The 24,590-nt window shown below is 73.0% G+C and carries 26 protein-coding genes, 1 pseudogene and 1 riboswitch; of the genes and pseudogenes, 17 read left to right on the top strand and 10 right to left on the bottom strand.

What is annotated here, in order from left to right:
• Window positions 1-27 precede the first annotated feature (27 nt).
• Window positions 28-615, top strand: a complete 588-nt coding sequence (locus ABD198_RS19050) for a hypothetical protein (RefSeq protein WP_344003091.1) — start codon at window positions 28-30, stop codon at window positions 613-615.
• A gap of 9 nt (window positions 616-624) precedes the next feature.
• Here ABD198_RS19050 and ABD198_RS19045 read toward each other — a convergent pair whose 3' ends face one another.
• A complete protein-coding gene (locus tag ABD198_RS19045; RefSeq protein WP_344003088.1) occupies window positions 625-1,038 on the bottom strand; it encodes a VOC family protein in 414 nt (137 codons plus the stop codon).
• Window positions 1,039-1,203: 165 nt separating this feature from the next.
• On the opposite strand from ABD198_RS19045, the gene ABD198_RS19040 reads away from it, so the two are divergent.
• On the top strand, window positions 1,204-1,779 hold the full coding sequence (locus ABD198_RS19040) for a dihydrofolate reductase family protein (protein WP_344003085.1): 576 nt from the start codon (window positions 1,204-1,206) through the stop codon (window positions 1,777-1,779).
• A 55-nt stretch (window positions 1,780-1,834) separates the two neighbouring features.
• On the opposite strand, the gene ABD198_RS19035 is transcribed toward ABD198_RS19040, so the two are convergent.
• Window positions 1,835-3,382, bottom strand: coding sequence for a carboxylesterase/lipase family protein (locus ABD198_RS19035; RefSeq protein WP_344003082.1), 1,548 nt, complete (start codon window positions 3,380-3,382; stop codon window positions 1,835-1,837).
• Between the two features lie 300 nt (window positions 3,383-3,682).
• Between ABD198_RS19035 and ABD198_RS19030 the strand changes: the two genes are divergently transcribed.
• On the top strand, window positions 3,683-5,002 hold the full coding sequence (locus ABD198_RS19030) for an NAD(P)/FAD-dependent oxidoreductase (protein WP_344003079.1): 1,320 nt from the start codon (window positions 3,683-3,685) through the stop codon (window positions 5,000-5,002).
• A gap of 144 nt (window positions 5,003-5,146) precedes the next feature.
• Here ABD198_RS19030 and ABD198_RS19025 read toward each other — a convergent pair whose 3' ends face one another.
• Complete coding sequence (locus ABD198_RS19025; protein WP_344003076.1) at window positions 5,147-5,842, bottom strand: hypothetical protein; 696 nt, start codon at window positions 5,840-5,842, stop codon at window positions 5,147-5,149.
• Between the two features lie 81 nt (window positions 5,843-5,923).
• On the opposite strand from ABD198_RS19025, the gene ABD198_RS19020 reads away from it, so the two are divergent.
• A complete protein-coding gene (locus ABD198_RS19020) occupies window positions 5,924-6,319 on the top strand; it encodes a VOC family protein (RefSeq protein WP_344003073.1) in 396 nt (131 codons plus the stop codon).
• Here ABD198_RS19020 and ABD198_RS19015 read toward each other — a convergent pair.
• The 4 genes from ABD198_RS19015 to ABD198_RS19000 all read right to left on the bottom strand — a co-directional run bounded on the left by ABD198_RS19015 (window position 6,256) and on the right by ABD198_RS19000 (window position 10,159).
• A complete protein-coding gene (locus ABD198_RS19015) occupies window positions 6,256-7,560 on the bottom strand; it encodes an MFS transporter (RefSeq protein ID WP_344003070.1) in 1,305 nt (434 codons plus the stop codon). The two genes, ABD198_RS19020 and ABD198_RS19015, sit on opposite strands and share 64 nt — an antisense overlap.
• 72 nt (window positions 7,561-7,632) lie before the next feature.
• Complete coding sequence (locus tag ABD198_RS19010; RefSeq protein WP_344003067.1) at window positions 7,633-8,328, bottom strand: helix-turn-helix domain-containing protein; 696 nt, start codon at window positions 8,326-8,328, stop codon at window positions 7,633-7,635.
• A gap of 9 nt (window positions 8,329-8,337) precedes the next feature.
• The gene (locus ABD198_RS19005) at window positions 8,338-9,210 is read right to left on the bottom strand and encodes an endonuclease/exonuclease/phosphatase family protein (protein WP_425580507.1); all 873 of its coding nucleotides are present in this window, start codon (window positions 9,208-9,210) and stop codon (window positions 8,338-8,340) included.
• Window positions 9,197-10,159, bottom strand: coding sequence for an AraC family transcriptional regulator (locus ABD198_RS19000; protein ID WP_344003064.1), 963 nt, complete (start codon window positions 10,157-10,159; stop codon window positions 9,197-9,199). Before ABD198_RS19000 ends, ABD198_RS19005 begins: the two co-directional genes overlap by 14 nt.
• 105 nt (window positions 10,160-10,264) lie before the next feature.
• On the opposite strand from ABD198_RS19000, the pseudogene ABD198_RS18995 reads away from it, so the two are divergent.
• Window positions 10,265-10,822 (top strand): annotated as a pseudogene (locus ABD198_RS18995) (SDR family oxidoreductase); the annotation flags it as partial.
• A 130-nt stretch (window positions 10,823-10,952) separates the two neighbouring features.
• Here ABD198_RS18995 and ABD198_RS18990 read toward each other — a convergent pair.
• Together ABD198_RS18990 and ABD198_RS18985 are read right to left on the bottom strand one after the other, a co-directional pair.
• Window positions 10,953-11,711: a CbtA family protein gene (locus tag ABD198_RS18990; protein WP_344003061.1), complete on the bottom strand. Its 759-nt coding sequence runs from the start codon at window positions 11,709-11,711 to the stop codon at window positions 10,953-10,955.
• A 19-nt stretch (window positions 11,712-11,730) separates the two neighbouring features.
• On the bottom strand, window positions 11,731-11,952 hold the full coding sequence (locus ABD198_RS18985; RefSeq protein ID WP_344003058.1) for a CbtB domain-containing protein: 222 nt from the start codon (window positions 11,950-11,952) through the stop codon (window positions 11,731-11,733).
• Between the two features lie 47 nt (window positions 11,953-11,999).
• Window positions 12,000-12,116, bottom strand: a riboswitch (adenosylcobalamin (AdoCbl) riboswitch).
• Between the two features lie 161 nt (window positions 12,117-12,277).
• Between ABD198_RS18985 and ABD198_RS18980 the strand changes: the two genes are divergently transcribed.
• The gene (locus ABD198_RS18980) at window positions 12,278-12,832 is read left to right on the top strand and encodes a histidine phosphatase family protein (RefSeq protein ID WP_344003055.1); all 555 of its coding nucleotides are present in this window, start codon (window positions 12,278-12,280) and stop codon (window positions 12,830-12,832) included.
• A 75-nt stretch (window positions 12,833-12,907) separates the two neighbouring features.
• Here the strand turns inward: ABD198_RS18980 and ABD198_RS18975 are convergent, their stop codons facing one another.
• Window positions 12,908-14,086 carry a YihY/virulence factor BrkB family protein gene (locus ABD198_RS18975; protein ID WP_344003053.1) on the bottom strand — a complete coding sequence of 393 codons (1,179 nt, stop codon included), beginning with the start codon at window positions 14,084-14,086 and terminating at the stop codon, window positions 12,908-12,910.
• Between the two features lie 83 nt (window positions 14,087-14,169).
• Here ABD198_RS18975 and ABD198_RS18970 point away from each other — a divergent pair, with 83 nt between their 5' ends.
• From ABD198_RS18970 to ABD198_RS18920, 11 genes are all read left to right on the top strand, one after another.
• Window positions 14,170-15,804: an acyl-CoA dehydrogenase family protein gene (locus ABD198_RS18970; RefSeq protein WP_344003050.1), complete on the top strand. Its 1,635-nt coding sequence runs from the start codon at window positions 14,170-14,172 to the stop codon at window positions 15,802-15,804.
• 494 nt (window positions 15,805-16,298) lie between these two features.
• Window positions 16,299-17,573, top strand: coding sequence for a GAF domain-containing protein (locus ABD198_RS18965; RefSeq protein ID WP_344003211.1), 1,275 nt, complete (start codon window positions 16,299-16,301; stop codon window positions 17,571-17,573).
• A 261-nt stretch (window positions 17,574-17,834) separates the two neighbouring features.
• A complete protein-coding gene (locus tag ABD198_RS18960; protein WP_344003047.1) occupies window positions 17,835-19,109 on the top strand; it encodes a hypothetical protein in 1,275 nt (424 codons plus the stop codon).
• Window positions 19,110-19,248: 139 nt separating this feature from the next.
• Window positions 19,249-19,821, top strand: a complete 573-nt coding sequence (locus ABD198_RS18955; RefSeq protein WP_344003044.1) for a GNAT family N-acetyltransferase — start codon at window positions 19,249-19,251, stop codon at window positions 19,819-19,821.
• Window positions 19,822-19,948: 127 nt separating this feature from the next.
• On the top strand, window positions 19,949-20,032 hold the full coding sequence (locus ABD198_RS18950; protein ID WP_310887545.1) for a putative leader peptide: 84 nt from the start codon (window positions 19,949-19,951) through the stop codon (window positions 20,030-20,032).
• Between the two features lie 128 nt (window positions 20,033-20,160).
• Window positions 20,161-21,876, top strand: coding sequence for a nitrite/sulfite reductase (locus ABD198_RS18945; protein WP_344003041.1), 1,716 nt, complete (start codon window positions 20,161-20,163; stop codon window positions 21,874-21,876).
• On the top strand, window positions 21,873-22,061 hold the full coding sequence (locus ABD198_RS18940) for a hypothetical protein (RefSeq protein ID WP_344003038.1): 189 nt from the start codon (window positions 21,873-21,875) through the stop codon (window positions 22,059-22,061). Before ABD198_RS18945 ends, ABD198_RS18940 begins: the two co-directional genes overlap by 4 nt.
• A complete protein-coding gene (locus tag ABD198_RS18935) occupies window positions 22,058-22,768 on the top strand; it encodes a phosphoadenylyl-sulfate reductase (protein ID WP_344003035.1) in 711 nt (236 codons plus the stop codon). The genes ABD198_RS18940 and ABD198_RS18935 overlap by 4 nt, the downstream gene beginning before the upstream one ends.
• 33 nt (window positions 22,769-22,801) lie before the next feature.
• Window positions 22,802-23,338: an adenylyl-sulfate kinase gene (cysC, locus tag ABD198_RS18930; RefSeq protein ID WP_425580509.1), complete on the top strand. Its 537-nt coding sequence runs from the start codon at window positions 22,802-22,804 to the stop codon at window positions 23,336-23,338.
• Window positions 23,335-24,270, top strand: coding sequence for a sulfate adenylyltransferase subunit CysD (gene cysD, locus ABD198_RS18925; protein WP_344003029.1), 936 nt, complete (start codon window positions 23,335-23,337; stop codon window positions 24,268-24,270). Before cysC ends, cysD begins: the two co-directional genes overlap by 4 nt.
• 2 nt (window positions 24,271-24,272) lie before the next feature.
• Window positions 24,273-24,590 (top strand): GTP-binding protein (locus tag ABD198_RS18920; protein ID WP_344003026.1); only part of this gene is annotated, 318 nt, incomplete at its 3' end.

The following is a 24,590-nucleotide window of genomic DNA, read 5'->3' as shown; positions in this document are numbered from 1 at the left end:
GGCCTGCACAAGGGCCAGGAGACCACCATGACCCCGCTGATCATCGTCCTGCGCTCCACCTGGCAGCAGACGACCGCGACCGTGCCGCGCTGCGCCCGCTGCCACACCGGACACCAGATCGAGCAGACCGCGGCGGTACTGGGCCTGGCCGCGCTGATCGCCTACGCCGCCAGCGGCCAGCTGGACCGTCTCCTCGGCATCCTGTCGGCAACGGCCCCGCAGCGGACCGTCGCGGCGATCTGGGCGGTCGTGGCCTGCCTGCCGCTCCTCGTCTGGATCGCGATACGGCAGGGTCGGCTGCCGTGGTCGCAGCTCGCTCCCCGCCGCATGGGCTACGCCCGCCACCACCCGGAGTTCCTCCGGCTCCGGGAGGAGGGCTGGAAGCCCAGGTCCGGCCCCTTCCCGCACTGGAAGAACCCGCCGAGCCCCCATCCCCAGCCGGAGGTGTCACGGTTCCGGCAGCTGACCGGACGTGTCCTGAACCTGGCCGGTGCCGCCTGCGCCGTGGCCGTCCCCGTCAGCTACTTCCAGGGCTACGAGGAACTGGCCGGGGGCTTCATCCTGGCGACGCTGGCGCTGCTCACCCTGGCCTCGAAGGTCAGGTTCGAGGAGTGACCACCGGCCTCAGGAGAAATCCGCGGCGGTCAGCCCGTCCGGGTGACCCGCAGGCCACTCCACCAGCTCGATCCGGTAGCCGTCGGGGTCGGTGAGCCATGCCGTCTTCGGCCCCTCGGGCCCGCCTGGGTGCTCGACGGGCCCCGGCTCAAGACCGGCAGCGGTCAGCCGCTCCAGGGTGGCGTCGAGATCCTCCGTCTGGATCGCCAGATGGTCGACGCCGTTGCTCGCCTCGACCCGTCCCTCACCCGGACGGTGGACCAGTTCGAGCGAGGCCGCCGGTTCGCCGGGGAAGGCCAGGAGCACCAGATGGCTGCCGTCGCCGGGGTCGACCCGGCCCAGTTCGCCGTAGCCCAGCGCGGTGTAGAAGCCGAGCGAGCGGTCCAGGTCGGTGACGCGGAAGGCGACGAAGAGCGTCTTCATGAGGTCTCCTCCGAGCGGCCCACCCCGCACTCCGGGCGGCGGGAGATGTCATCGGCGTCCGGCGTGCCGACCGGCCGGGGGTGCGGGCGCGGAGAACGATGAGTTTCGCTCCCGCCCGCAGTCACCCCACACACGGACACGTATCCGCGGCAGGAAGGAAGCACGATGGCGACGCTGATGGTGGACTTCATCATCTCCCTCGACGGCTACGGCGGCGCCGAGGGCTGGCCCGGCTTCTGGGGCATGGAGGGGCCCGAGTACCTCGCCTGGCTGGAGGACCCCTCCGAGCTGGCGCACACCACCCTGATGGGGGCGACGACGTACCGGCTGATGTCCTCCTTCGCCGAGCAGATGCCGGACGAGGCGGGGATGGCGCAGCTGGCGGAGATGCCGAAGGTGGTGTTCTCCTCCACCCTTCAGGAGCCGCTGAGCTGGGCGAACACCGAGCTGGTCAAGGGAGACGCGGTCGGGGCCGTGCGGGAGATGAAGAAGACCGGCGAGCGGGACCTGCGCACCCTGGGCAGCGTCAGCCTGTGCCGGTCGCTGCTGCGGGCGGGCCTGGTGGACCGCTTCCGCGTGGTGCTGTTCCCGGTGATCACCGGGGCCACGGGACGGAGCCGGATCTTCGACGAGTACCCCGACGTCAGGCTCGACCTGGTCGACCACCGCCTGTTCGACGGGCGGCTGCAGCTGCTCGAGTACGCCCCGACCGTGCTCGATGCCCCGCCGGGCACGGGGTGAGTGATCGGGCACGGGGTGAGTGATCGGGTTCGGGGTGAGTGATCACGGTGAGTGCTCACGTCGTGGGGTGCCGGCGCAGCGCCCCGCTGCGCCGCAGCCTGCTGATCACCGACCGCAGCTCGGGGGCGGGCTCCTCGACCCGCTCGGTGGTCGACCAGAGCCGGAGCTCGGCGTCGCGGGGGCCGAGGACGGTGCGGGCCGGGCCCTCGCCGAAGAGCCGTACGGGATGGCGGGCGTCCCACCGCTCCCAGCCGGGGTCGCCGTCGGTGACGAACCGCACCCAGGCGCCGTGCATCTCCCTCGCCAGCTCGCGCGGCGCCCCCTCGCCCGCCAGCTTCCGGGCCTCCGGCACGTCCCCGCTGTCGAAGACGAAGCCCAGCTCCAGGGCGTGGCAGGCGCCGAGCTCGGGCAGGTTGGACGGCCAGGCGAACTCGTAGACGTAGCTGGGCTCCGTGCGGCCGTCGGCGAGGCGGTGCAGCGGGAGGCGCAGCAGGTGGTCGGTGACCATCTGGCCGACGGTCTCGGCGGTGGTGGCGTCCGGGCGGAGCGCGCGGTAGCCGCGCGGGACCTCGCTGCCGCAGCGGCAGCGGGCCATGGCGCCGGCGACGGCGACCGCGCCGAGGCGGTTCACCCGTTCGACGAGGCCGCCGGGGACCAGCCACAGCCGGTACTCGTCGCTGGTCCAGCCCATCAGCAGGTCGACGCCGGGCGCGGCGCCGTCCGTGAGCGCCTCCAGCGGGTGGCGGGGCACCAGGTCGCCGTCCACGACGATGCCGAAGGCCGGGCCGCCGAGGACGGGGCTGCTGAGCCGTCCCACCTCGGCCTGGACGCGCAGCAGCTGGTCGCGGTCGACGGTGGCGAAGGCCTCGGCGGTGGCCGGGACCTTCAGGCGGCCGGCGATGCGGCGCACCATGCGGCGGACCTTGTCCCGGGGGGACGCCTCCGGGGGGCCGCTCTGCAGGACGGCGCGGCGCACCAGGCCCTGGGCCTGCGGCGCCGCGATGAGCGCGCCGATGCTGATGGCCCCGGCGGACTGTCCGGCCAGGGTGACGCGGTCCGGGTCGCCGCCGAAGGCGGTGATCGCCTCGTGCACCCAGCGCAGGGCGGCGAGCTGGTCGCGCAGGCCCGGGTTGGCGGGGGTGTCCGGGAAGAGGCCGTAGCCCTCGACGCCGAGGCGGTAGTTGGCCGACACGCAGACCACGCCGTCGCGGGCGAAGGTGCTGCCGTCGTAGACGGGGACGGCGGAGGAGCCGCGGGTCAGGGCGCCGCCGTGCAGCCAGACGAGGACGGGCAGGCGGGCGCCGGGTGAGGGGTCGGGGGTCCAGACGTTGAGGTTGAGGCAGTCGTCGCCGGGGATGTCCGGGTCGGCGAGATACTGGGCGAAGGCCTCGGAGTAGGGCGGTTTCGGGGCCGTGGGGCCGAAGGCGCCGGCGTCGCGCACACCGTCCCAGGGCTCCGGCGGGACGGGCGGCCGGAAGCGGCGCGGGCCGAACGGGGGTGCCGCGTAGGGGATGCCGCGGAACACGGCGACGTCCTGCTCCCACCGGCCGCGTACGGCGCCGTGGGGCGTCCTGACAACGGGGTTCTCACGGTCTGCCGTCATCTGCCCACCGCCCTTCGCCGCACCGTGCTCAGCGGCCCGGTGCAACCCACCAGTAACACAAGAGCACCACAACGCTCATGAGTATTCCTGCGCAGGAACGCGCGGCTTCACGCCGGAAACGGCGGAGTCGGGCAGATCGCCGCCCTTCCCGCGCCCCGCTCCCCCTGCGTTCCGGGCATGACGGGAAACGGTCGATCATGGCCGACGAACGATCTTGAGGTCTGCAGTCGGGGTGCACTAGGTTCCCGCCCGTCGCCGATTCGCGATTCGCGATTCGCCCACCGTCCTGGGAGCACCCGAGTGGACTTACGCTTACGCCGCCCCCGAGCCCTGGTCATCGGCGGCAGCATTGCCGGCATGCTCGCGGCGGCCGCCGTGAGGGAGTACGCCGATCACGTCGAGATCGTCGAGGCGCACGAGCTGCCGGACGGGCCGCAGCCTCGCGCCGGCGTCCCGCAGGCCCGTCACATCCACTTCCTGCAGACCGGCGGAGCCGAGGCCGTCGAAGCTCTCCTCCCCGGAACCATCGACCGGCTGCTCGCCGCGGGTGCCCATCGCATCCCCGTGACCACCGGCATGCTCGTCCACTCGCCCGAGGGCTGGTACCGGCGCTGGCAACGCGCCACCCACTACCTGTTCACGGCCACCCGGGACCTGTTCGACTCCGTCGTCCGCGAACAGGTCCTCCAGGACACCCGCATCACCGCCCGCCCCCACAGCCAGGTCATCGGCCCGCTGGGCGGCCCGGGCAGGATCACCGGCATTCGCATCCGGCGCCCTGACGGCAGGGAGTCCGAGGAGCACGCCGACCTGGTCGTCGACGCCTCCGGCCGGGCCTCGCGCACACCGCACTGGCTGGCCGCTCTGGGCATCACCGGCCTCACCGAGGAACGCATCGACTCCGGACTGACGTACGCCAGCCGCCTGTACCGAGCCCCGGCCGGCCTCCGGAACTGGCCCGTGGTCGCGGTGCAGGCCGACCCGGGCGGGCCGTCACCCGCAAATGCCGGGGGAATCCTGCCGGTTGAGGGCGACCGCTGGCACGTCAGCCTCATGGGCGCCCCGGGCGGCCGGCCCACCGGCGACCCGGAGGCCTTCGAGCAGTTCGCCCGCACCCTGCGCCACCCCGTCTTCGCCCGCCTCCTCGAACGCGCGGAGCCGCTGACCGGCGTGAGCGTCACGCACAGCACCGCCAACCGCCGCTACCGCTACGAGCGTCTGAAGCCCTGGCCACGAGGGCTGGTCGTCCTCGGGGACGCGGCGGCGGCCTGCAACCCCGCCTACGGCCACGGCATGTCCGTCGCCGCACAGAGCGCCCTTGCCCGCGTGACACCCTGTCAGCCGCCGGTCCGCGTACGGACGTTCATGCTCGCGCCCAGCGCGCGATCGCCCGCTGCATCGACCCCGCCTGGTCTCTGTCCGTCGGACAGGACATCCACTTCCCCACCACCAAGGGCGCGCACCCCACCCCCGTCGACCGCCTCCTCCGCCGCTACGTCAGCCGCCTCTCCCGCACGGCAACAGGCTCCTTCCACGCGGCCACGGCCCTCAACGACGTCCTGTCCCTGCAAGCCCCGCCCACGTCCCTGCTCCGCCCCTCAGTTCTGCTCTCTGCCCTGACGGGCCCACTCCGCCCACCCCTGCAAGGCCCACCGCTCAGCCCGGCGGAACGCGGCTTGCTGGAGGACTTGGAGACGTCGGGGCCCTGGTCCAGAGACGCACCGGCCCGCGACCGAGCCAGGTGAGCTCTGCGGTCGGCAGGTGTCACCCGCCGGCGTTCACGTCGTTGCGGGGTGCCCCGTCGCCGGTGGAGGGGAGATCGCCGGGTTCGACCGGGGTGGTGGGTGAAGCGGGCGAGCCCGGCTGCTCCGCGCCGCCCTGGGCGGGCGGCAGCAGTTCCGTCGCCTCTTCGTCCTCGGTCGGACGGTGCGTGTCACGGGCGGCCTTGCGCAGTACCTCCCGGGGCACCCCGGCGTCCGCGGCCAGCCGCACCACATGTCCGTCCTTGGAGAGCAGATACACCTGCTGTCCGTCCTCCGCGGCCCGGTACCAGGCATCCTCCAGCTCACCGTCCCGTTGGCAGGCGGGCTGTGCCGGGGCGTCGCACCCTGCGGCGGACAGCGAGCCGCGGTCGACGGACAAGCGGATCTGCCGCCCGCCCTGGCGGGAGACGTACGTCGCGGAGAATCCGTCGCCGCGGAAGACCCCCACCGACTGCTGGGCGAGCGTGAAGCCGGGTGCCTCGGTGACGTAGACCAGCTCCGGCGCGATGCCGAGCGCGCGGGCCCGCGCGCCGAGTTCCCGTGAGACCTCGGTCTTCGAGTGCGAGGCCTCGGTCTTCGGGCTCGCGGCCGCCTGGGCCGGACCGGCCTGTTCGGCGCCGCAGCCGGTCAGGAGGAGGGGGACGACGGCGATCAGGGCCAGTGGCAGGGCGCGCGAGAAGCGGATCACGGGGGCCATCCTGCCGCACAGGTGTTCGCCGCGCCGTCACTGTCCGATTTCTTCAAGACCGGTGCGCCGGCACCTGCCTACGGTGCACCCATGACTGCACGATTCGATGCCCTGGGACTGGTGGTCTCCGACATGGCCGCCTCGATCGACTTCTACCGCCGGCTCGGCTTCACCTTCCCCGAGGGAGCCGAGCAGCAGGGCCACGCGGAAGCCGAGCTTCCGGGCGGGCTGCGTCTGCTGCTGGACACCGAGGAGGTCGTCCGCTCCTTCCACTCCGGCTGGAAGCCCCCGACGGGCAGCGCGCGTGCCTCCCTCGCCCTGCGCTGCGACAGCCCCGAGGAGGTGGACACCCTGTACAAGGAGCTGACCTCCGAGGGCCACACCGGCGAACTCGCCCCCTGGGACGCCGTCTGGAGCCAGCGCTACGCCGTGGTCCTCGACCCCGACGGCAACGCCGTCGACCTCTTCGCTCCGCTGCCCGGCTGAGCGGGCAGATCCCGCTCGTGCCGGACCGGGCTCGCGGCGAGGATCAGCCAGCAAAGGGCGACGATCCCGGTCGTCCCCCACATCGCCGGGCGGGGTCCGAGCACGTCCGCGAGGAAGCCACCGAGCAGGGCGCCGAGCGGGATTGTGCTGTGGTTGACCACCATGGCAGTGGCCACGACCCGGCCGAGCAGGTGCGGTGGACAGTAGGTCTGCCGGAAGGTGCCGACGACGACGTTGGCCACCGCGATGCCCACTCCGACGAGCAGGGATCCGGTCGCGAACAGCAGCAGCCCGGGCCCCTCCGTGGTCATCGGCAGGAGCAGCGCGAACGGGGCGGTGGCGAGCTGGGCGAGCAGCAGGCCGCGCCCGGTGCCGAACCTGCGGCCGACCCTGGGTGCCACCAGCGCGCCCAGGATTCCGCCGGTGCTGCCGCAGGCCAGCAGCAGCCCCACCGCGGCCGGATCGAGGCCGACCGTGCGGACCAGAAAGACCACCTGGACGGCCTGGTAGCCCATCAGCGCCAGGTTGGTGACGGCACCCCAGGTGACCATCGGCCGAAGATAGCGGTCGTGGCCGACGAAGCGGAGCCCTTCGCTGATCTGCCGGCGCACCGGAACGCGCTGCTCGCCGGGTTCCGGGGCCTGCTCGGTCACGCGGATGCGTCGCAAGCAGACGGCCGAGATCAGGAACGTCGCCGCGTCGGCGGCGAGTGCGGTGACCGCTCCGAACGCCTGCGCCAGCAGGCCCGCGGCTCCGGGCCCGGCGACCTGGCCGGCGGACTCGCCGCCCTGCAGCCGGGCGTTGCCCTCCAGCAGTTCGCGGCCGTCGAGGACGATGCGGATGCAGGCGTGGTAGGCGGCGCTGAAGAACACCGCCGTGGTGCCGCACACCGCGGCGACGGCGAGCAGGTGCCAGAAGGTGAGCCGGCCGAGGAGCGCGACCAGCGGGACGGTCGTCAGGGCCGCGGCGGCGAGCAGATCGCAGGCGATCATCAGGGGGCGTTTGCGCCTGCGGTCCACCCAGGCGCCGGCCGGCAGTCCCACCAGCAGCCAGGGCAGCCACACCGCCGCGGTGATCAGGCCGACGGATGTCGCGTCGGCGTGCAGCACCATGACCGCGATCAGCGGCAGTGCCACCGTGGTGATGCCGTTGCCCAGCCCGCTCACGGTCTCCCCGGCCCAGAGCAGCCGGAAGTCCCGCCGGGCGAACACGCCCCAGCGACGCCGAGGCGAAGTCCGCATATAAGTCCGCATGTCCTGCCCGGTGTTCACCGGTGAATGATGGCGGGTGCCGGCGCGGGCTGTCGTGCGGTTTTACCGCGGCTCGCCGCCGCGGGCGGGGAGCAGTTCGCCCAGCGACAGCCCCGTGAGGGACCGGACCTCGCGGGCGAGGTGGGACTGGTCGGCGTAGCCGGTGCGGGTGGCGGTTTCGGCGTAGGGAGTGCCGGTGCGGGCGAGGTCGAGGGCCCGGTTGAGGCGGAGGATGCGGGCCAGGGTCTTGGGGCCGTAGCCGAAGGCGGCCAGGGAGCGGCGGTGCAACTGGCGCGGGCCCAGGCCGAGTTCGTCGGCGGTGGCGGAGACCGGGCGGCCCGCGTGCAGGGCGGCGACGACGCGGCGCAGCAGCGGGTCGGGAGGGCCGGCCTCGGCGGCCCAGCGCAGGGCGATGTCCTCGAGCCCGGCCTCCGGGGTGGCGGCGGCGTTGACGCGGGCGGTGAGGCGGCGGACCTCCGCGGCGGGGCGCAGCTCGGTGAGGTCGATGCGGCGGTCGCGCAGTTCGTGGGCCGGGACGCGCAGGAGAGCGGGGGCGGTGCCGGGGTGGAAGCGGATGCCGGACCAGGTGGTCGACGGGTCCTCGGTGAGGTGGGCCCGTGTGTCGGGGCCCGCGATCAGCAGGCGGCCCTCGTTCCAGAGCAGGTCCATGCAGCCGTCGGGGAGCACCCGGCCCGTGCCGGCCGGTGTGTTGGTCCACACCACGGCTCCGGGCAGCCGAGAGGTCCGCTCCGCGTACACGCGTTCAGGTTATGCCGTGTCCAGGTCGGCGTGCACCAGGTCGTGGTCGGAGTACCGGGTCTGGTGGACCCCGTGTCCGAGGGCGGTGATGCCGCCGCGCAGGAAGACGTAGTCGAAGCGGGTGAGCCAGTCCGTGGTGGTCTCGCAGGTGCCGGTGCGGGAGGGGTGGCAGGCGGGGTTGGCGTCCTCGGCGAGCTCCCACAGGGAGGTGAGTTCGGGGGCGTCGGGCACGGAGTTGAAGTCGCCGAGGACGATGGCGCGGTCGTGGCGGGAGACGGCTGCGGCGAGTACGCGGATCTGCTCGGCGCGGACCGGCTGCTGACGCCGTTGCGCGAGGTGGGTGTTGATGACGCGGACGGACTGTCCGTCCACGGTGGTGGTGACCGCCAGATAGCCGCGGTCCTCCGAACCGCCGTCGGGGTACTCGGTGTTGACGACGTCCGTCATCGGCGCCGCGGACAGCAGCGCCTGGCCGTAGGCTCCGGGGCGCCAGGGTGCTCCGCCGCAGCGGCTCCAGTCGCGCAGCACCGGGCCGTACTCGACGTGGTAGACGAGCCCGTGCAGGCTGCGCAGATGCTCCCGTATCTGTTCGACGTCCCGTACGCACGCCTCCTGCAGGCCGATCACCTGCGGCGCGAACCGGGCGATCTCGGCGGCGCGGTGGACGTTGCTCTCCTCGCAGGGGTTGCAGATGTTCCAGGTCATGACCCGGTTCGGCACGATGTCCCGGGCGGGCTCGGGCGGCTGGGAGCCGGCGCCGCTGGGCGCGCTGGGGCCGACGAGCAGGGCGCAGACCGCGATCAGGACGACGGTGAACAGCCGCACCTCCCTGCCGGACACCCGCACCTCCCGGCCGGACACCCGCGCCCTACCGCCTGACACTCGCGTCTCCTTCCCGTGCGGCTCCGGTCCGCCATTCCTGGGGGCTGACCCTGTAGACCCGTTTGAACGCCGTGGACAGGGCGAAGGCGGTGCCGTAGCCGACCTGGTGGGCGATCGAGGCGAGGGGGGCGTCGGTGTCGCGGAGACGGTCGGCGGCCAGGGCGAGACGCCAGGCGGTCAGGTACGTCATCGGGGGTTCGCCGACCAGCTCGGTGAAGCGGCGGGCCAGGGCGGCGCGGGAGACGCCGGCCTTCGCGGCGACCGCGGCGACGGTCCAGGGGTGGGCCGGGTCGTCGTGCAGCAGGCGCAGCACGGGGCCCACGACCGGGTCGGCCTGGGCCCGGTACCAGGCGGGCGCCTCGGCGCCGGGGCGGGCGAACCAGGTGCGCAGCGCGTCGATCACCAGCAGGTCGAGGAGTCGGTCCAGGACGACCTCCTGGCCGGGTTCGTCGCGGACGATCTCCCGCATGAGGTACGGGGTGAGGGGGCAGTCCCAGGCGCCGGCGGTGAGCGACAGCAGGGGCGGCAGGGCGTCCAGCAGACGTCCGCCGATCTCGCCGCGCATCTGGTAGGTGCCGATCAGCATCACCGTCGCACCGTCCGGCCGGTCGCCCCAGGTGCGGACGCCGAGGTCCATCACCCCGTTCAGCGGGCGTCCGTCGGGGTAGCGGCACTCCTCGCCGGGGAGGATCAGCGCCTGCGGCGGAGTGCCGGGGGCGTCGGCGCAGGTGTACGGGTCGGGGCCGCGGGCGATCGCGAGGTCCCCGGCGTGCAGGTGCAGGGGCCCGCCCCGGTCCGGGATGATCCGGGCCTCGCCCCGGACCAGCAGCATCACCGACAGCGGGGCCTCGTCCTCGATGCGCACCGCCCAGGGCGGGTCGAAGCAGGCCCGGATCATGAACGCGCCCCGGGCGCGCGGACCTTCCAGCAGGCCGGTGAGTGCGTCCATGGGGTCAGCGTAGACGCGGGCGTATGGGAATGAGCCGTTCGGCCATGGGCGGGGGGACTTGGCGGCGGTTGACTCGGTGCCATGACACAGGAATTCCAGGACGTGATGACAGGGAACGTGAGCAGGACGGCCGGCCTGTCGGTGGTCGTCACCGGCGCCTCGGGGCGCACCGGAAGCCGGGTGGCGCGGGCGGCCGCGGCGGCGGGGCTCGGGGTGCGGGCGGCGTCCCGCGCCACCGGCTTCGACTGGGCCGGCCCGGCGACCTGGGCGGACACCCTGCGCGGGGCGGACGCGGCGTATCTGGTGCACCCCGCAGACGTCGGCGCGCCGGGCACCGCCGAGGCCGTGGGCGAGCTGGCGCGCCGGGCCGTGCGGCTCGGGGTGCGGCGTCTGGTGCTGCTGTCGGCCCGCGGCGAGGACCAGGCGCTGCCCACCGAGGAGGCGCTGCGGGCGTCGGGCGCCGACTGGACGGTGGTGCGCTCGGCGTGGTTCGCGCAGAACTTCAGCGAGGGGCCGCTGGTGGCGGAGCTGCGGGAGCGCGGGGAGCTGGTGTTCCCGGCGGGCGAGGTGCCGGAGCCGTTCGTGGATCTGCGGGACGTCGCGGACGTGGTGGTGGCCGCTCTGACGGATGCGGAGCGGTACGCGGGCCGGGTGCTGACCGTGATGCCCGCGTGAGGTCGAGATCCGGGCGACCACGGCTGGGGTGCCGGCGGAAACGCGCGGACAGGGGCCCGTCCCGGTCGCGCCACCGGTGCGGGCCCCCGTCCGACGTGCCTGTCGGAGCGCGGGTCGGTCAGAGCGGGGTGGGAACGCTCGACGCCGTGGTCCCGGACTCCCCGGCGGCCGGGGAGCGAAGTGCCCGGTCGGCCAGGAAGCCGAAGACCACCCCGAACGACGCCCACAGCAGGGCATGCATGCCGACGGAGGCCATGCGGAACTCCCACAGGGCGCCCGCCGGGAAGTCCTTCGGCACCTCGTTGACCGCCGGCAGGACCGCCATGGCCACCGACATCACGGCGACGAAGGCGGCCGCCGCGGCGACCGTGGCGTTCCAGTTGCCGTACCGCTCGGCGAGACGTCTGCCGAGGATCACGACGGCGATGCCGACGAGCACGGTCAGGGCGATCATGCCGAAGTACAGCGTGGTGCGCTTGCCGATGGTGTCCGGGTCGTTGGCGCCCGGCGGGTTGGCCGGGTACTTCAGGAACGGCACCAGGTAGACGGTGACGAACGCACCCCCGGCGACCAGAGCGGCGGTGGCGCGTGCCCCGAGCCGGCCGATCCGGCCGAGGGCGAAGCAGAACGCCAGCGCCGCGATGCCGCCCACCGCGGTGCCGAAGACCAGCACCGCCGTGGCGAGACCGGCCGTCGACTGCACGGCACGGGTGACGATCTCGGCCTCGTGTTCATGGGCGTGGGCGTCCTGGTAGGCGATGCCCGCGTCGACGGCGGGCTCGCCGATCACATAGGCCAGCCCGAAGGCGAGCAGACCGGCGGCCAGGCCCGCGAGCATCCCGCGGACCAGCAGGGTCCGCACAATCGCAGAGTTCATGTGGCTGTCCCTGGTGCCGTCAGTGGCAAGGGAAGCCGAGGAGGTGCCGGCCGTCGTGCATCCATTCGTGGACGCCCGCGCCGGACAGCAGCGAGGTGGCGCCCTCCTCGGCGCCGACGAAGTACAGCAGGATCAGCATCAGCAGGCCGAAGAACGCAGCCCACGGCAGGATGGCGCGGAGCGGCAGCTTGGCAACGCTGGGCGTGGCGAGCGGGGCAGGGGTGATGGCGGACTGCGCCATGGCGAGGCCTCCTTCGGGAACACGCGTCCCGTGTCGGTGGAGCACGCGACGACGGTGCGAGGGTCTGACTCGCCGGCAGCACACCTCCCGCAGCGGAAGGGGCGCCGGCACACAGTGGCGCGACCGTGCCGGATTTTCACCGGGCTTCCAGACACACCGTCGTCCTGACGAACCATGACGGTACAGAACCGTGGGCAACCAGCCAAGATGGCCTGTCTCACGCGGCACCCGCCCCGGGTCCCTCCGCCACCACACGCACCGCGTCCCCCGGCACCGCGTCCCCCGGCCCACCCGCGCACCGGGTCCCTCGGCTAGCCTCACGCCTGTGACGATCCGGCTGACCGCGGTCACCGCCGCCCTGGGACGAACCGGCCCGCGGGTGCCCCTCGACGGCGACGTCCCGCTGGACGCCCGCGCGCGGCAACAGGCCCGCGCCGCCAGGGCGGTGCTGCCGCCGGCCGACCGCTTTCTGTGCGCCCCGTCCCGCCGGTGCAGGGACACCGCGGAGGCCCTCGGGCTCCGGGCGGCGACGGAACCGGCGCTGCGCGATCTGGAGCTGGGCGGCTGGAAGGGCCGCAGCCTCGACGAACTGGCCGCGGCCGAGCCGGAGGCGCTCGCCGCCTGGACCACGGACCCCACCGCCGCGCCGCACGGCGGCGAATCCGTCGCCGATCTGTGCCGGCGCGTCGCCGGCTGGCTGGACGGCCTTCCGGACGACACCGGGCGGCTGATCGCCGTCGTGGACCAGTCGGTGGCACGGGCCGCCGCGGTGCACGCCCTGATGGCTCCGCCGGAGGCCTTCTGGCGCATCGACGTGCCTCCGCTGACCTGTGTCCGGCTCACCGGCCGTGCCGGACGCTGGAACCTCCGCATGGGATGACCCGTGGTATGCCCCGCCCGGCGGGCCGCAGGAGGCTCAGTCCTCACCTTCCTCGGCCGGCGGGCCGCGCGAGGTTCAGTCCTCCCCCTCCTCGCGGTGCTTCTTCTCCCCCTCCCGCTTCTCCCCGCCCCGCCTCTCCCCGTTCCGGGCGTGGATGTTCTTGGCGGAGTGGCCGCGCAGGCGGGAGGTGACGTCGTCCGGCGGGAGGAAGCGGGACCAGCGCTCGGGGAACTCGGAGGGCATGTCGGGGTCGGACTCGCCGAGCGCGGCGGTGCGGGCGACGTACTCGGCGACCTGGGCCTGGCGCATGCGCTCGTTGGCCTCGCGGGCGGCGGCCGTGGCGGCGGCCGGCCAGACGCGGTCGATGGCGGCGTTGACCGCGGCCCCGACCAGCACCGCGAACGCGGACACACCGATCCACAGCAGCACGGCGACCGGCGCGGCGAGGGAGCCGTAGATGGTGGGGCCCTCGACGGTGTTGGTGAGGTACAGGCGCAGCAGGAAGCTGCCGAACACCCACATGGCGAGGGCCACCAGCGCGCCCGGCACGTCCTCGATCCACGGTGAGCGCACCGGCACGGAGACGTGGTACAGCGTGGTCAGGAAGGCGATGGACAGCAGGATCACGACCGGCCAGTAGAGGACCTGCACCACGGTCGTGGACCACGGCACGATCCGGACCACCGCGTCCGGGCCCGCCACCATCAGCGGCAGCGCCACCGAGCCGATCAGCAGCGCCACGATGAACAGCATGAAGGCCAGCAGGCGGGTCTTGACGATGCCGCGCACCCCGTCGAGGCCGTACATGACGGTGATGGTGTCGATGAAGACGTTCACCGCGCGGGAGCCCGACCACAGGGCGAACAGGAAGCCGACGGAGATGATGTCGGGCCGGCCGCCCTCTATCACGTCGCGCAGGATCGGCTCGGCGATCTGGGTCACGCCCCGGTCCGACAGGACGGTGCGGGAGGCGTCGAGCAGATTGCGCTGCAGGCTCTGGATGGTCTCGGCGCCGGTCCAGGCGTCGACGTAGCCGAGCAGTCCGATCACGCTGAGCAGCAGCGGGGGCACCGACAGCAGGGTGAAGAAGGCGGCCTCGGCGGCGAGGCCGAGGATGCGGTACTCGATGCAGGAGTTGACGGTGTCCTTGAGCAGCAGCCAGGCGGTCCGGCGCTTGGAGACGTTCCGGTAGAGGGCCCGGGCCCGGTGGAGACGGCCGGAGGGGGTGTCGGGGTGTTCACTTGCCTGCTGCACGGACCAAAGGTATCCGTCGCGCCACGTCACCCTCATCCGCAGGTCACCGGTGAAGTGGGCGCGGGCCGGGTAGGTTCGCAGACATGGCGCGCACCACCCACACCGTGACCAATCAGCCTCCGCCGCTCGTCCAGTACGACGTCTTCACCGCCGATCGGGCACTGGTGGAGGCCGTGGAGAGGCATCTGGACCCGGCGGTGACGGAGGAGGGCCTGGCCGAGCTGTCGGCGCTGGGCCGCACCTCCGGCTCCGCGCAGGTGCAGGAATGGGCGGCGCAGGCGAACGCCTGCCCGCCGCGGCTGCGCACCCACGACCGGTACGGTCACCGGATCGACGAGGTCGACTTCCATCCGGCCTGGCACCGGCTGCTCGGCAAGGGGGTCGGGGCCGGGCTGACCGCGGCCTGGGGCCGGCCCGGGGGCCATGTGCGGCGGGCGGCGGCGTTCGTGGTGTGGACGCAGGCCGAGGCGGGCAACGGCTGCCCGCTGTCGATGACCCACGCGGCCGTGCCCGCCCTGCGCACGGATCCCGCCCTGGCCGCCGAGTGGGAGCCGCGGCTGACGTCCCGGATCTACGACCGCGGTCTGCGCCCGGCGCGCGAGAAGGCCGGCGTGCTGTTCGGGATGGGCATGACGGAGAAGCAGGGCGGCAGCGACGTCCGCGCCAACACCACGGTGGCGCGGCCGCTCGCCGAGGACGGCACGTACGAGCTGACCGGGCACAAGTGGTTCTGCTCGGCGCCGATGTCGGACGGCTTCCTGGTGCTGGCGCAGGCGCCGGACGGGCTCACCTGCTTCCTGGTGCCGCGGGTGCTGGACGACGGCTCGCGCAATGTGTTCCTCATCCAGCGGCTCAAGGACAAGCTGGGCAACCGGTCCAACGCCTCCGCCGAGGTCGAGTTCGACGGCACCTGGGCGCGCCGGGTCGGCGAGGAGGGCCGCGGGGTGCGCACCATCATCGGGATGGTCGCGGCGACCCGCCTGGACTGCGTCCTCGGCTCGGCGGGCCTGATGCGGCAGGCCGTGGCGCAGGCCATCCACCACTGCACCCACCGGGAGGCGTTCGGGGCGAAGCTGGCCGGCAAGCCGCTGATGCGCAATGTGCTGGCCGACCTCGCCCTGGAGTCGGAGGCGGCGACCACGCTGGCGCTGCGCCTGGCCGCCGCGTACGACGACGGCGGGGAGCAGGAGCGGGCGCTGCTGCGGATCGCGGTGCCGGCGGCGAAGTACTGGGTGACCAAGCGGTGCGCGCCGCTGGTGGTGGAGGCCGCGGAGTGTCTCGGCGGCAACGGCTATGTGGAGGAGTCGGGCCTGCCGCGCCTGGTCCGCGAGTCGCCGCTGAACTCGGTGTGGGAGGGGGCGGGCAATGTGCAGGCCCTGGATGTGCTGCGGGCCCTCACCCGTGAGCCCGCGTCCCTCGACGCGTATCTGCGGGAGGTCGGCCGGGCTCGTGGCGCGGACCACCGTCTGGACGCGGCGATCAGGGATCTGCTGACCGACCTCGCCGATCTGCGGGGTGTGGAGGCCCGGGCGCGGCGGCTGACGGAACGCCTGGCGCTGGTTTTGCAGGGTTCCCTGCTGGTGCGCTTCGCGCCGCCGGAGGTGGCCGACGCGTTCTGCGCCTCCCGTCTGGGCAGCGATGCGGGTCTGGCGTTCGGGACGCTGCCGCACACGCTGGATCTGGCGTCGGTGGTCGACCGGGCCCGCCCGGTGAACTGAACGACCGGTCAGTCGAGTCGGGAGCGGACGGGCCTCGGGGGCCTGTCGTCACGGGTTCCTCAGAGGGCCTTCGTTACGGGTCTTCAGGGGGCCTGTCGATACGGGTCGCGGATCGCCTCGGGGGTTGCGGACGCCTCTGGGGCGCGGGGAGCCGGGCCCGAGCCGTGACGCGCTTCCATGCGCCTGCGCTCGTCGGGCGGCCGCGGGCCCGGCGCGACGGCGCAGGGGAACGGCAGGGGTGATGCTGCGCCGACACGGCACCACCCCTGCCGTACTGGCCCCTTGACGAGCCGTGAACGCCGCTCGGGGACGGCGTCGCTCAAGTTTCAAGCAGCGCGCGGCCTACCGCCAGGGTTGCAAGGGGTTGCAACTTGCTGCTGACTGTGTCCGCGCTGTGCGCTTTCGCCCCGGGCACACGGCAGTATGGACGCACTGCACGGTGGACGGTTCGCAGGTGACGGATCCCAGGGGGAGGACCCGTGGCGCTCTCGCCGATGGACGTGACGCAGCTGGCCGCGGTCGACGCGCCGCGCGCCGCGCGGGTGCTGGACGAGGTCCGCTCCGCCAAGCTGTCCGGGCAGCCGGCCCCCGTGCCGCCCCGCCCGGTGATCGAGCAGTCCTGGGAGCGGATGCTGCGCAGCGGGGTCGACCCGGAGCACGACTTCCGGTCCGGCCTGCTGCCGCGCGAGGAGGTGCAGCGGCGGCGGGAGAGATCGGCGCTGCGGCATGTGCTGCCGGTGCTGCGCGAGGGCCTGCTGCCGGTCGCGGACGTCGCCCGCCACATCATGGTGGTGGCCGACGAGGAGGGCCGGGTGCTGTGGCGGGAGGGCAGTGCGCCGGTGCTGCGCAAGGCCGACGGCCTCGGATTCGAGCTGGGCGCCGACTGGCGGGAGGACGTGGTCGGCACCAACGGTGTGGGCACCCCGGCGGTGGCCCGGCGCCCGGTGCAGGTGTTCGCCTCGGAGCACTTCGTCCGCTCGCACACCAGCTGGACCTGCGCCGGGGCGCCCATCACCGACCCGCGTGACGGGCGGCTGCTCGGTGTGGTGGATGTGAGCGGCCCGCTGGAGACGATGCACCCGGCGACGCTGTCCTGGGTCGGTTCGGTCGCCAAGCTCGCCGAGGCGCGGCTGCGGGAGATGCACCTTCAGTCGCTGGAGCGGCTGCGGGCCGTGGCGGCTCCGGTGCTGGCCCGGATGGAGGGACGGGCGCTGGTGGTGGACCGGCACGGGTGGACGGCCGCGGTGACCGGGATGCCGTACACCGAGCGGGTCTCGCTGCCCAAGTCCCCGTCGGCGGGGACGCGGTGGCTGCCGGCGCTGGGGCGGTGCTCGCTGGAGCCGCTCGCGGGCGGCTGGCTGGTGCGGGCGGCGGACGAGCCGGTGACGGAGGGGCAGGCCCGGATCGTGCTGGACCTGCGGGCGCCGCGCCGCTGGACGGTGGAGGTGTCCGGCGGTGCCGGTTCCTGGACGCGGGAGCTGAGCCCGCGCCACGCGGAGCTGCTGTATCTGCTGGCGGTGCACCGCACGGGCCGCAGCGCGGCCGGTCTCGCCGAGGACGTCTTCGGCGACCGGGCCCGGACTGTGACGGTCCGCGCGGAGATGTCCCGGGTGCGGCGCTATCTGGGCGGCTTCCTGGAGCACCGTCCGTACCGCTTCGCGGACCACGCCGACGTGGAGGTGCTGCTGCCCGACGACCCCCGTGATCTGCTGCCGCACTCGACGTCCCCGGCGCTGGGCAGGGGCTGGAAGGGCACGGCAGGTCCCTGAGGGCCGGGCGGTCCCTGAGGGCCGGGCGGTCCCTGAGGGCAGCGGCGGGCCCCTGAGGTCCGGGCGGGTCCAGAGGGCAGCGGCGGGTTCCCGAGGGCCGGGCGGGACGGGCGGGCCGTTGGTTGCCGTTGTGCATATTTCCAGGGTCTTCGTCCCCTTCGGCGCCCCGCTGCCGTAGCATCCCTACGGGCCGCCACCCCACCTGCGCCCCGGTCAACCCGCGGACCGGCGGACGCAGTTGGCTCGCCTCGGGAGGACGTCATGAAGCATCGGGGCCGACATCGCCGACGCCGGCGCGGCAGAGCGCTGCGTGCCGTACTGGCCGGGACCGCCCTCGCGCTCACCGCGGCCGCCACCATGATCAGCGCCTCGCAGGCCACCGACGTCCGGGACCCGGGCGCGCTGAAACCGCTCACCGGGCCCGCGGACACCGAACCGCTGCGGCTGACCGAGGAACCCGTGCCGCAGCAGTGGCTGGACCGGCTCTCCGACGAGATGGGCCGCCCCGTCGGCGTCACCACCGTGCTGGAGGACAGCGACGGCTCGCTGCGCCAGGGACGGGACTGCCCCGAGCAGGACCGGAAGGCGCTGCCGGTGGAGCCGGCCGCCACCCGCGCGTACTGCTTCGGCGTCGCGGACACCACGGGGCTGCGGCCCGGCGGCGTCACCACCTCCGGTGACGCGGACGACGACGGCTACTGGGGCGCCCACCGGGTGATCCTCTCCGGCTGGACCGAGAACTCCGGGGCGCCGGACGGGAGCAGCCTCGCCCGGGTCGCCGTGGTCGACGCCGACGACCTCAGCTACGCCTGGGCGCTGCTCGCCGTCCCGGCGGAGGGCGGGCGCGACTACCGCCCGCTGGGCTCACCGGTGTCCGGGATGGTCTGGTACCAGGACAAGCTGCTGGTGACGGCCGGGCCCGGAGACGACCGCGTGCTGTACGTGTACGACGTGGGCCGGATCCAGCGGGCCACGGTGGACGGCCCCTGGGTGGGCCGGGTGCCGGGCGGCTGGTCCGCGGCCGGGGCGCGGTACGTCCTGCCCGCCGTGGCCTCCTACCGGGCGGAGCCCGGTGCCGCCGCACCGCGGCCGGGCGGCATCTCCCTGGACCGCAGCACCGCACCGGACAGCCTGGTGACGTACGAGGCGCGGCGGGACGGCGAGGGGACGACCCGGCTGTGGCGCTACGACTTCAGCGGCGACCCGGAGCGGACGGGCCTGCTCGCCACGGACTCGGTGCTGCGCGCGAAGGCGGCGGAGGCGTACGAGACACGGCTTGACGACGTGCACGGTGTGCTGTCGTACCGGTCGGACTGGTATCTGAGCGGGGCCGGCACAGAAGCGGACGAGCGGGGCACGCTGTGGCGGCAGGACACCGAGGGGGCGCGGCCCACCCGGTGCGGGCCGGACGAGACGCTCCGCTGCTGGAGCGGCCCGCCGGCGCCGCTGGCGCTGTGGCAGTCGACCGGCGAGGTCTGGGCCCGGTCCGGCCGGACGCTGTTCGCCTTCCCGCTGACCTCGGTGGACCGCACCTGACCGAGATGGGCCGCACCTGACCCCGGTGAGACCGTGCCTGACCTCGGCGGGCCGCGTCCAGGGCTGACGCGGCCCCTCCCGCCCTCCATGTGGGATCAGGCGTTCGACACGGGTGTGTGCCGGATGGTTCCCTTTCGGCATGACGAGCATCGTTGTGACCACCTGGTCCCTGGAGCAGACCGCGCCCACCGATCTCGTGCCGGCCGCCGAGCCGGACGGGGACGTGCGGATCGTGCGCTCCGAGGTGCCCTCGCCGGAGTTCAGCCGGTTCCTGTACGCCTCGGTGGGCGGCGACATCCGCTGGACGGACCGGCTGGGCTGGACGTACCAGCAGTGGCTGGAGCAGCTGGACCGGCCGGGCGTGGAGACCTGGGTGGCCTACGACCGGGGCACTCCGGCGGGCTATGTGGAGCTCGAGGCGCAGGACGACGGCAATGTGGAGATCGTCTACTTCGGGCTGATCCCCGCCTTCCGCGGGCGGCGCATCGGCGGCCATCTGCTGTCCTACGGCACCGCGCGCGCCTGGGACCTGGCCGAGCGGTGGCCCGGGCTCAAGCCGACCAGGCGGGTGTGGCTGCACACCTGCAGCAAGGACGGCGAGTACGCGATGGACAACTACCTGCGCCGGGGCTTCCGGCTGTTCGACACCAGGACCGAGGAGGAACCGGAGGTCGCCACTCCGGGTCCATGGCCGGGGGCATACCCCGCCTGACCTGCCCCGACAAGACCGCCTGCGCGGCTTGTGACCAAGGACACCCTTGTCTCGTTCTACGGGACAAGGGTGTCCGCATGTTGGACGAAGGTGGACTGTGTCCAGATCGCCATGACACGCTTCCGCCATGCCTGGAACTGGGATCGCCTTGGTGAGTCGGCGTCACGTCGACCTCGGCCGCATGTCCAGCGCCATCTGTCCGGCGCGCTGAGACCACCTCCAGCATCTCCCGGCACCCTCTCCCGCTTTCCCCCGCGCAATGACGCGCGAATCTGCCCGCGCGCCCGAACAGCGCTGGTCAGAGCCGCTTTCCCGCCTGTCCCGAAGGACGTATCAACCATGGCCGCCACCCCGCAGAAGCCTGCCGCCGCGCAGAAGCCTGCCACCGCGACTCCCCGCCGCAAGGCGAGCCGTCACCGCGGTGAGGGCCAGTGGGCCGCGGGGCACTTCACCCCGCTCAACGGCAACGAGCAGGTGAAGAAGGACGACGACGGTCTCAATGTGCGGACACGCATTGAGACGATCTACTCCAAGCGGGGTTTCGACTCCATCGACCCCAGCGATCTGCGCGGCCGGATGCGCTGGTGGGGCCTGTACACCCAGCGCAAGCCCGGGATCGACGGCGGCAAGACCGCGATCCTGGAGCCGGAGGAGCTGGACGACCGCTACTTCATGCTGCGGGTGCGCATCGACGGCGGAGCGCTGACCACGCAGCAGCTGCGGGTCATCGGTGAGATCTCCCAGGAGTTCGCGCGCGGCACCGCCGACATCACCGACCGTCAGAACGTCCAGTACCACTGGATCCGTATCGAGGACGTGCCCGAGATCTGGGACCGGCTGGAGAGCGTCGGCCTGTCCACCGTCACCGCCTGCGGCGACACCCCGCGCGTGATGATCGGCTCGCCGGTCGCCGGTATCGCCGAGGACGAGATCATCGACGGCACGCCGGCGCTGGAGGAGATGAAGCGCCGGGTCCTGGGCAACAAGGCCTATTCGAACCTCCCCCGGAAGTTCAAGACCGCGATCTCCGGCTCGCCGTCGCTGGACGTGGTGCACGAGATCAACGACGTCGCCTTCGTCGGCGTCCGGCACCCCGAGCACGGCCCCGGCTTCGACCTGTGGGTCGGCGGCGGCCTGTCCACCAACCCCAAGCTGGGTGTGCGGCTGGGCGCCTGGGTGCCGCTGGAGGACGTCCCGGACGTCTACGAGGGCGTGCTGTCGATCTTCCGCGACTACGGCTACCGCCGGCTGCGCAACCGGGCGCGGCTGAAGTTCCTGGTCGCCGACTGGGGCGCGGAGAAGTTCCGTCAGGTGCTGGAGGACGAGTACCTCAAGCGCAAGCTGATCGACGGTCCGGCGCCCGAGGAGCCCGTGTCCCGCTGGCGCGACCACATCGGTGTGCACCGGCAGAAGGACGGCCGCTACTACGTCGGTTTCGCCCCGCGCGTCGGGCGGGTGGACGGCACCACCCTCACCAAGATCGCCGACCTGGCGGAGGCACACGGCTCGGGCCGGGTGCGCACCACGGTCGAGCAGAAGATGATCATCCTCGACGTGGCGGAGGACCGGGTCGACTCGCTGCTGGACGCCCTGGAGGCGCTGGACCTCAGCGCCAAGCCGTCCCCGTTCCGGCGCGGCACCATGGCCTGCACCGGCATCGAGTTCTGCAAGCTCGCCATCGTCGAGACCAAGGCGCGCGGCGCCTCGCTCATCGACGAACTGGAGCGCCGCCTGCCGGACTTCGACGAGCCGCTCACCATCAACCTCAACGGCTGCCCCAACGCCTGCGCCCGTATCCAGGTGGCGGACATCGGTCTCAAGGGCCAGCTGGTCCTCAACGACCAGGGCGAGCACGTCGAGGGCTACCAGGTGCACCTCGGCGGCGCGCTCGGCCTGCAGCCGGGCTTCGGCCGCAAGGTGCGCGGCCTGAAGGTCACCGCGGCGGAGCTGCCGGACTACATCGAGCGGGTCCTCAAGCGCTTCCAGGCGGAGCGCGAGGAGGGCGAGCGGTTCGCCTCCTGGGTGAGCCGCGCCTCCGAGGAGGCCCTGTCATGAGCGAGCGCGCGGCGCCCTTCTACTGCCCGTACTGCGGCGACGAGGACCTGCGGCCCAGCGAGGCCGCCGACGGGGGCCATGGCGCCTGGGAGTGCGGGGCCTGCAACCGAGCCTTTCGGCTGAAGTTCCTCGGGCTGCTGAGCCGGGGTCTTGGGCGATCCGACACGGGAGGGGACCGGATATGACGGCCGTTCAGGAAGAGCGCGGTGCCGAGGAGCTGAAAGCGCTCGCCGAGCAGGCGGGCCGGGACCTGGAGGACGCCTCCGCGCTGGAGATCCTCCAGTGGGCCGCCGAGACGTTCGGCAAGCGCTTCTGCGTGACCTCCTCCATGGAGGACGCGGTGGTCGCCCACCTCGCCTCGCGCGCCCTGCCCGGCGTCGACGTGGTGTTCCTCGACACCGGCTACCACTTCCCCGAGACCATCGGCACCCGGGACGCGGTCGCGGCCGTGATGGACGTCAACGTCATCACGCTGACCCCGCGGCAGACCGTCGCCGAGCAGGACGCCGAGTACGGCCCCAAACTGCACGACCGGGACCCCGACCTGTGCTGCAAGCTGCGCAAGGTGCAGCCGCTGGAGGAGGGCCTGAAGGGTTATCAGGCATGGGCGACCGGCCTGCGCCGCGACGAGTCCCCGACCCGGGCGAACACCCCGGTCGTCGGCTGGGACGAGAAGCGGCAGAAGGTCAAGATCTCCCCCATCGCCCGCTGGACCCAGGACGACGTGGACGCCTACGTCGCCGAGCACGGCGTACTGACCAACCCGCTGCTGATGGACGGCTACGCCTCCGTCGGCTGCGCGCCCTGCACCCGCCGGGTGCTGGAGGGCGAGGACCCTCGCGCCGGACGCTGGGCGGGCCGCGCCAAGACCGAGTGCGGACTGCACGGCTGACCCATGACGACCACCGAGCTTCAGGAGAACCACGTGACGACCGGAGCCACCGTCTGGCTCACGGGTCTGCCGAGCGCCGGCAAGACCACCATCGCGTACGAGCTGGCCGGCCGGCTGCGCGAACAGGGCCGCCGCGTCGAGGTGCTCGACGGCGACGAGATCCGCGAGTTCCTCTCCGCGGGCCTCGGCTTCAGCCGCGAGGACCGGCACACCAATGTGCAGCGCATCGGCTTCGTCGCCGAACTGCTCGCCCGCAACGGCGTCGTGGCGCTGGTCCCAGTGATCGCGCCGTACGCGGACAGCCGGGACGCGGTGCGCAAGCGCCACGAGGCGAACGGGACGCCGTACGTGGAGGTGCATGTGGCGACCCCGGTCGAGGTGTGCTCCGTCCGCGACGTCAAGGGCCTGTACGCCAAGCAGGCCGCCGGTGAACTCACCGGCCTGACCGGAGTGGACGACCCCTACGAGGAGCCCGAGACACCCGACCTGCGCATCGAGTCGCAGCACCAGACGGTGCAGGAGTCCGCGGCGTCGGTGTACGCGCTGCTGAGCGAGAGGGGACTGGCATGACGACCGTCGCTACGGTCACCGAGGACACCGAGAGCCCGTATGCGCTCTCCCACCTGGACGCGCTGGAGTCCGAGGCGGTGCACATCTTCCGCGAGGTGGCGGGCGAGTTCGAGAACCCGGTGATCCTCTTCTCCGGCGGCAAGGACTCCATCGTCATGCTGCACCTGGCGCGGAAGGCGTTCGCCCCGGCGGCGGTGCCGTTCTCGCTGCTGCACGTGGACACCGGGCACAACTTCCCCGAGGTCATCGACTACCGGGACCGCACCGTCGCCAGGCACGGCCTGCGCCTGCATGTGGCCTCCGTGCAGGACTACATCGACCGGGGTGTGCTCAAGGAGCGCCCGGACGGCACCCGCAACCCGCTGCAGACGCTGCCGCTGACGGAGAAGATCCAGAGCGAGAAGTTCGACGCCGTCTTCGGCGGCGGCCGCCGCGACGAGGAGAAGGCCCGCGCCAAGGAGCGGGTGTTCTCGCTGCGGGACGAGTTCTCCCAGTGGGACCCGCGCCGGCAGCGCCCGGAGCTGTGGAACCTGTACAACGGCCGGCACGCCCCCGGCGAGCATGTGCGCGTGTTCCCGCTGTCCAACTGGACCGAGCTGGACGTGTGGCAGTACATCGCCCGCGAGCACATCGAACTGCCGGAGATCTACTTCGCGCACGAGCGTGAGGTGTTCAAGCGCAACGGGATGTGGCTGACCGCGGGCGAGTGGGGCGGCCCGGAGGAGGGCGAGGTCGTCGAGAAGCGGCTGGTGCGCTACCGGACCGTGGGCGACATGTCCTGCACCGGCGCGGTGGACTCCGACGCCGACACGATCGAGAAGGTGATCACCGAGATCGCCGCCTCCCGGCTGACCGAACGCGGCGCCACCCGCGCCGACGACAAGCTGTCCGAGGCCGCGATGGAGGACCGCAAGCGCGAGGGGTACTTCTAGACATGAGCACCACCACGACCGAGGCTCTCTCGGCCACCACTCTGCTGCGGTTCGCCACCGCCGGGTCCGTCGACGACGGCAAGTCCACGCTGGTCGGGCGGCTGCTGCACGACTCCAAGTCGGTCCTCGCCGACCAGCTGGAGGCCGTGGAGCGCGCCTCCCTCAGCCGCGGCCAGGAGGGCCCCGACCTCGCACTGCTCACCGACGGCCTGCGCGCCGAGCGGGAGCAGGGCATCACCATCGACGTCGCCTACCGCTACTTCGCCACCCCCCGCCGCCGGTTCATCCTCGCCGACACCCCCGGCCATGTGCAGTACACC

Source organism: Streptomyces thermocarboxydovorans (assembly GCF_039524635.1).
Lineage (GTDB): Bacteria > Actinomycetota > Actinomycetes > Streptomycetales > Streptomycetaceae > Streptomyces > Streptomyces thermocarboxydovorans.
Note: the sequence above shows the minus strand (reverse complement) of the source record. Positions and strands in the feature narration are given on the sequence as shown.

Coding starts and splice junctions, on each gene's coding strand:
- ABD198_RS19035 (WP_344003082.1), bottom strand. CDS start 3,382: ATGACGGCAGACCGTGAGAACCCCGTTGTCAGGACGCCCCACGGCGCC.
- ABD198_RS19015 (WP_344003070.1), bottom strand. CDS start 7,560: ATGCGGACTTCGCCTCGGCGTCGCTGGGGCGTGTTCGCCCGGCGGGAC.
- ABD198_RS18950 (WP_310887545.1), top strand. CDS start 19,949: ATGCCTGGAACTGGGATCGCCTTGGTGAGTCGGCGTCACGTCGACCTC.
- ABD198_RS19000 (WP_344003064.1), bottom strand. CDS start 10,159: ATGGACGCACTCACCGGCCTGCTGGAAGGTCCGCGCGCCCGGGGCGCG.
- ABD198_RS18985 (WP_344003058.1), bottom strand. CDS start 11,952: ATGGCGCAGTCCGCCATCACCCCTGCCCCGCTCGCCACGCCCAGCGTT.
- ABD198_RS18965 (WP_344003211.1), top strand. CDS start 16,299: ATGGACGTGACGCAGCTGGCCGCGGTCGACGCGCCGCGCGCCGCGCGG.
- ABD198_RS18935 (WP_344003035.1), top strand. CDS start 22,058: ATGACGGCCGTTCAGGAAGAGCGCGGTGCCGAGGAGCTGAAAGCGCTC.
- ABD198_RS18955 (WP_344003044.1), top strand. CDS start 19,249: ATGACGAGCATCGTTGTGACCACCTGGTCCCTGGAGCAGACCGCGCCC.
- ABD198_RS19045 (WP_344003088.1), bottom strand. CDS start 1,038: ATGAAGACGCTCTTCGTCGCCTTCCGCGTCACCGACCTGGACCGCTCG.
- cysD (WP_344003029.1), top strand. CDS start 23,335: ATGACGACCGTCGCTACGGTCACCGAGGACACCGAGAGCCCGTATGCG.
- ABD198_RS19025 (WP_344003076.1), bottom strand. CDS start 5,842: ATGGCCCCCGTGATCCGCTTCTCGCGCGCCCTGCCACTGGCCCTGATC.
- ABD198_RS18960 (WP_344003047.1), top strand. CDS start 17,835: ATGAAGCATCGGGGCCGACATCGCCGACGCCGGCGCGGCAGAGCGCTG.
- ABD198_RS19040 (WP_344003085.1), top strand. CDS start 1,204: ATGGCGACGCTGATGGTGGACTTCATCATCTCCCTCGACGGCTACGGC.
- ABD198_RS18945 (WP_344003041.1), top strand. CDS start 20,161: ATGGCCGCCACCCCGCAGAAGCCTGCCGCCGCGCAGAAGCCTGCCACC.
- ABD198_RS19020 (WP_344003073.1), top strand. CDS start 5,924: ATGACTGCACGATTCGATGCCCTGGGACTGGTGGTCTCCGACATGGCC.
- ABD198_RS18970 (WP_344003050.1), top strand. CDS start 14,170: ATGGCGCGCACCACCCACACCGTGACCAATCAGCCTCCGCCGCTCGTC.
- ABD198_RS18990 (WP_344003061.1), bottom strand. CDS start 11,711: ATGAACTCTGCGATTGTGCGGACCCTGCTGGTCCGCGGGATGCTCGCG.
- ABD198_RS19050 (WP_344003091.1), top strand. CDS start 28: ATGACCCCGCTGATCATCGTCCTGCGCTCCACCTGGCAGCAGACGACC.
- ABD198_RS18940 (WP_344003038.1), top strand. CDS start 21,873: ATGAGCGAGCGCGCGGCGCCCTTCTACTGCCCGTACTGCGGCGACGAG.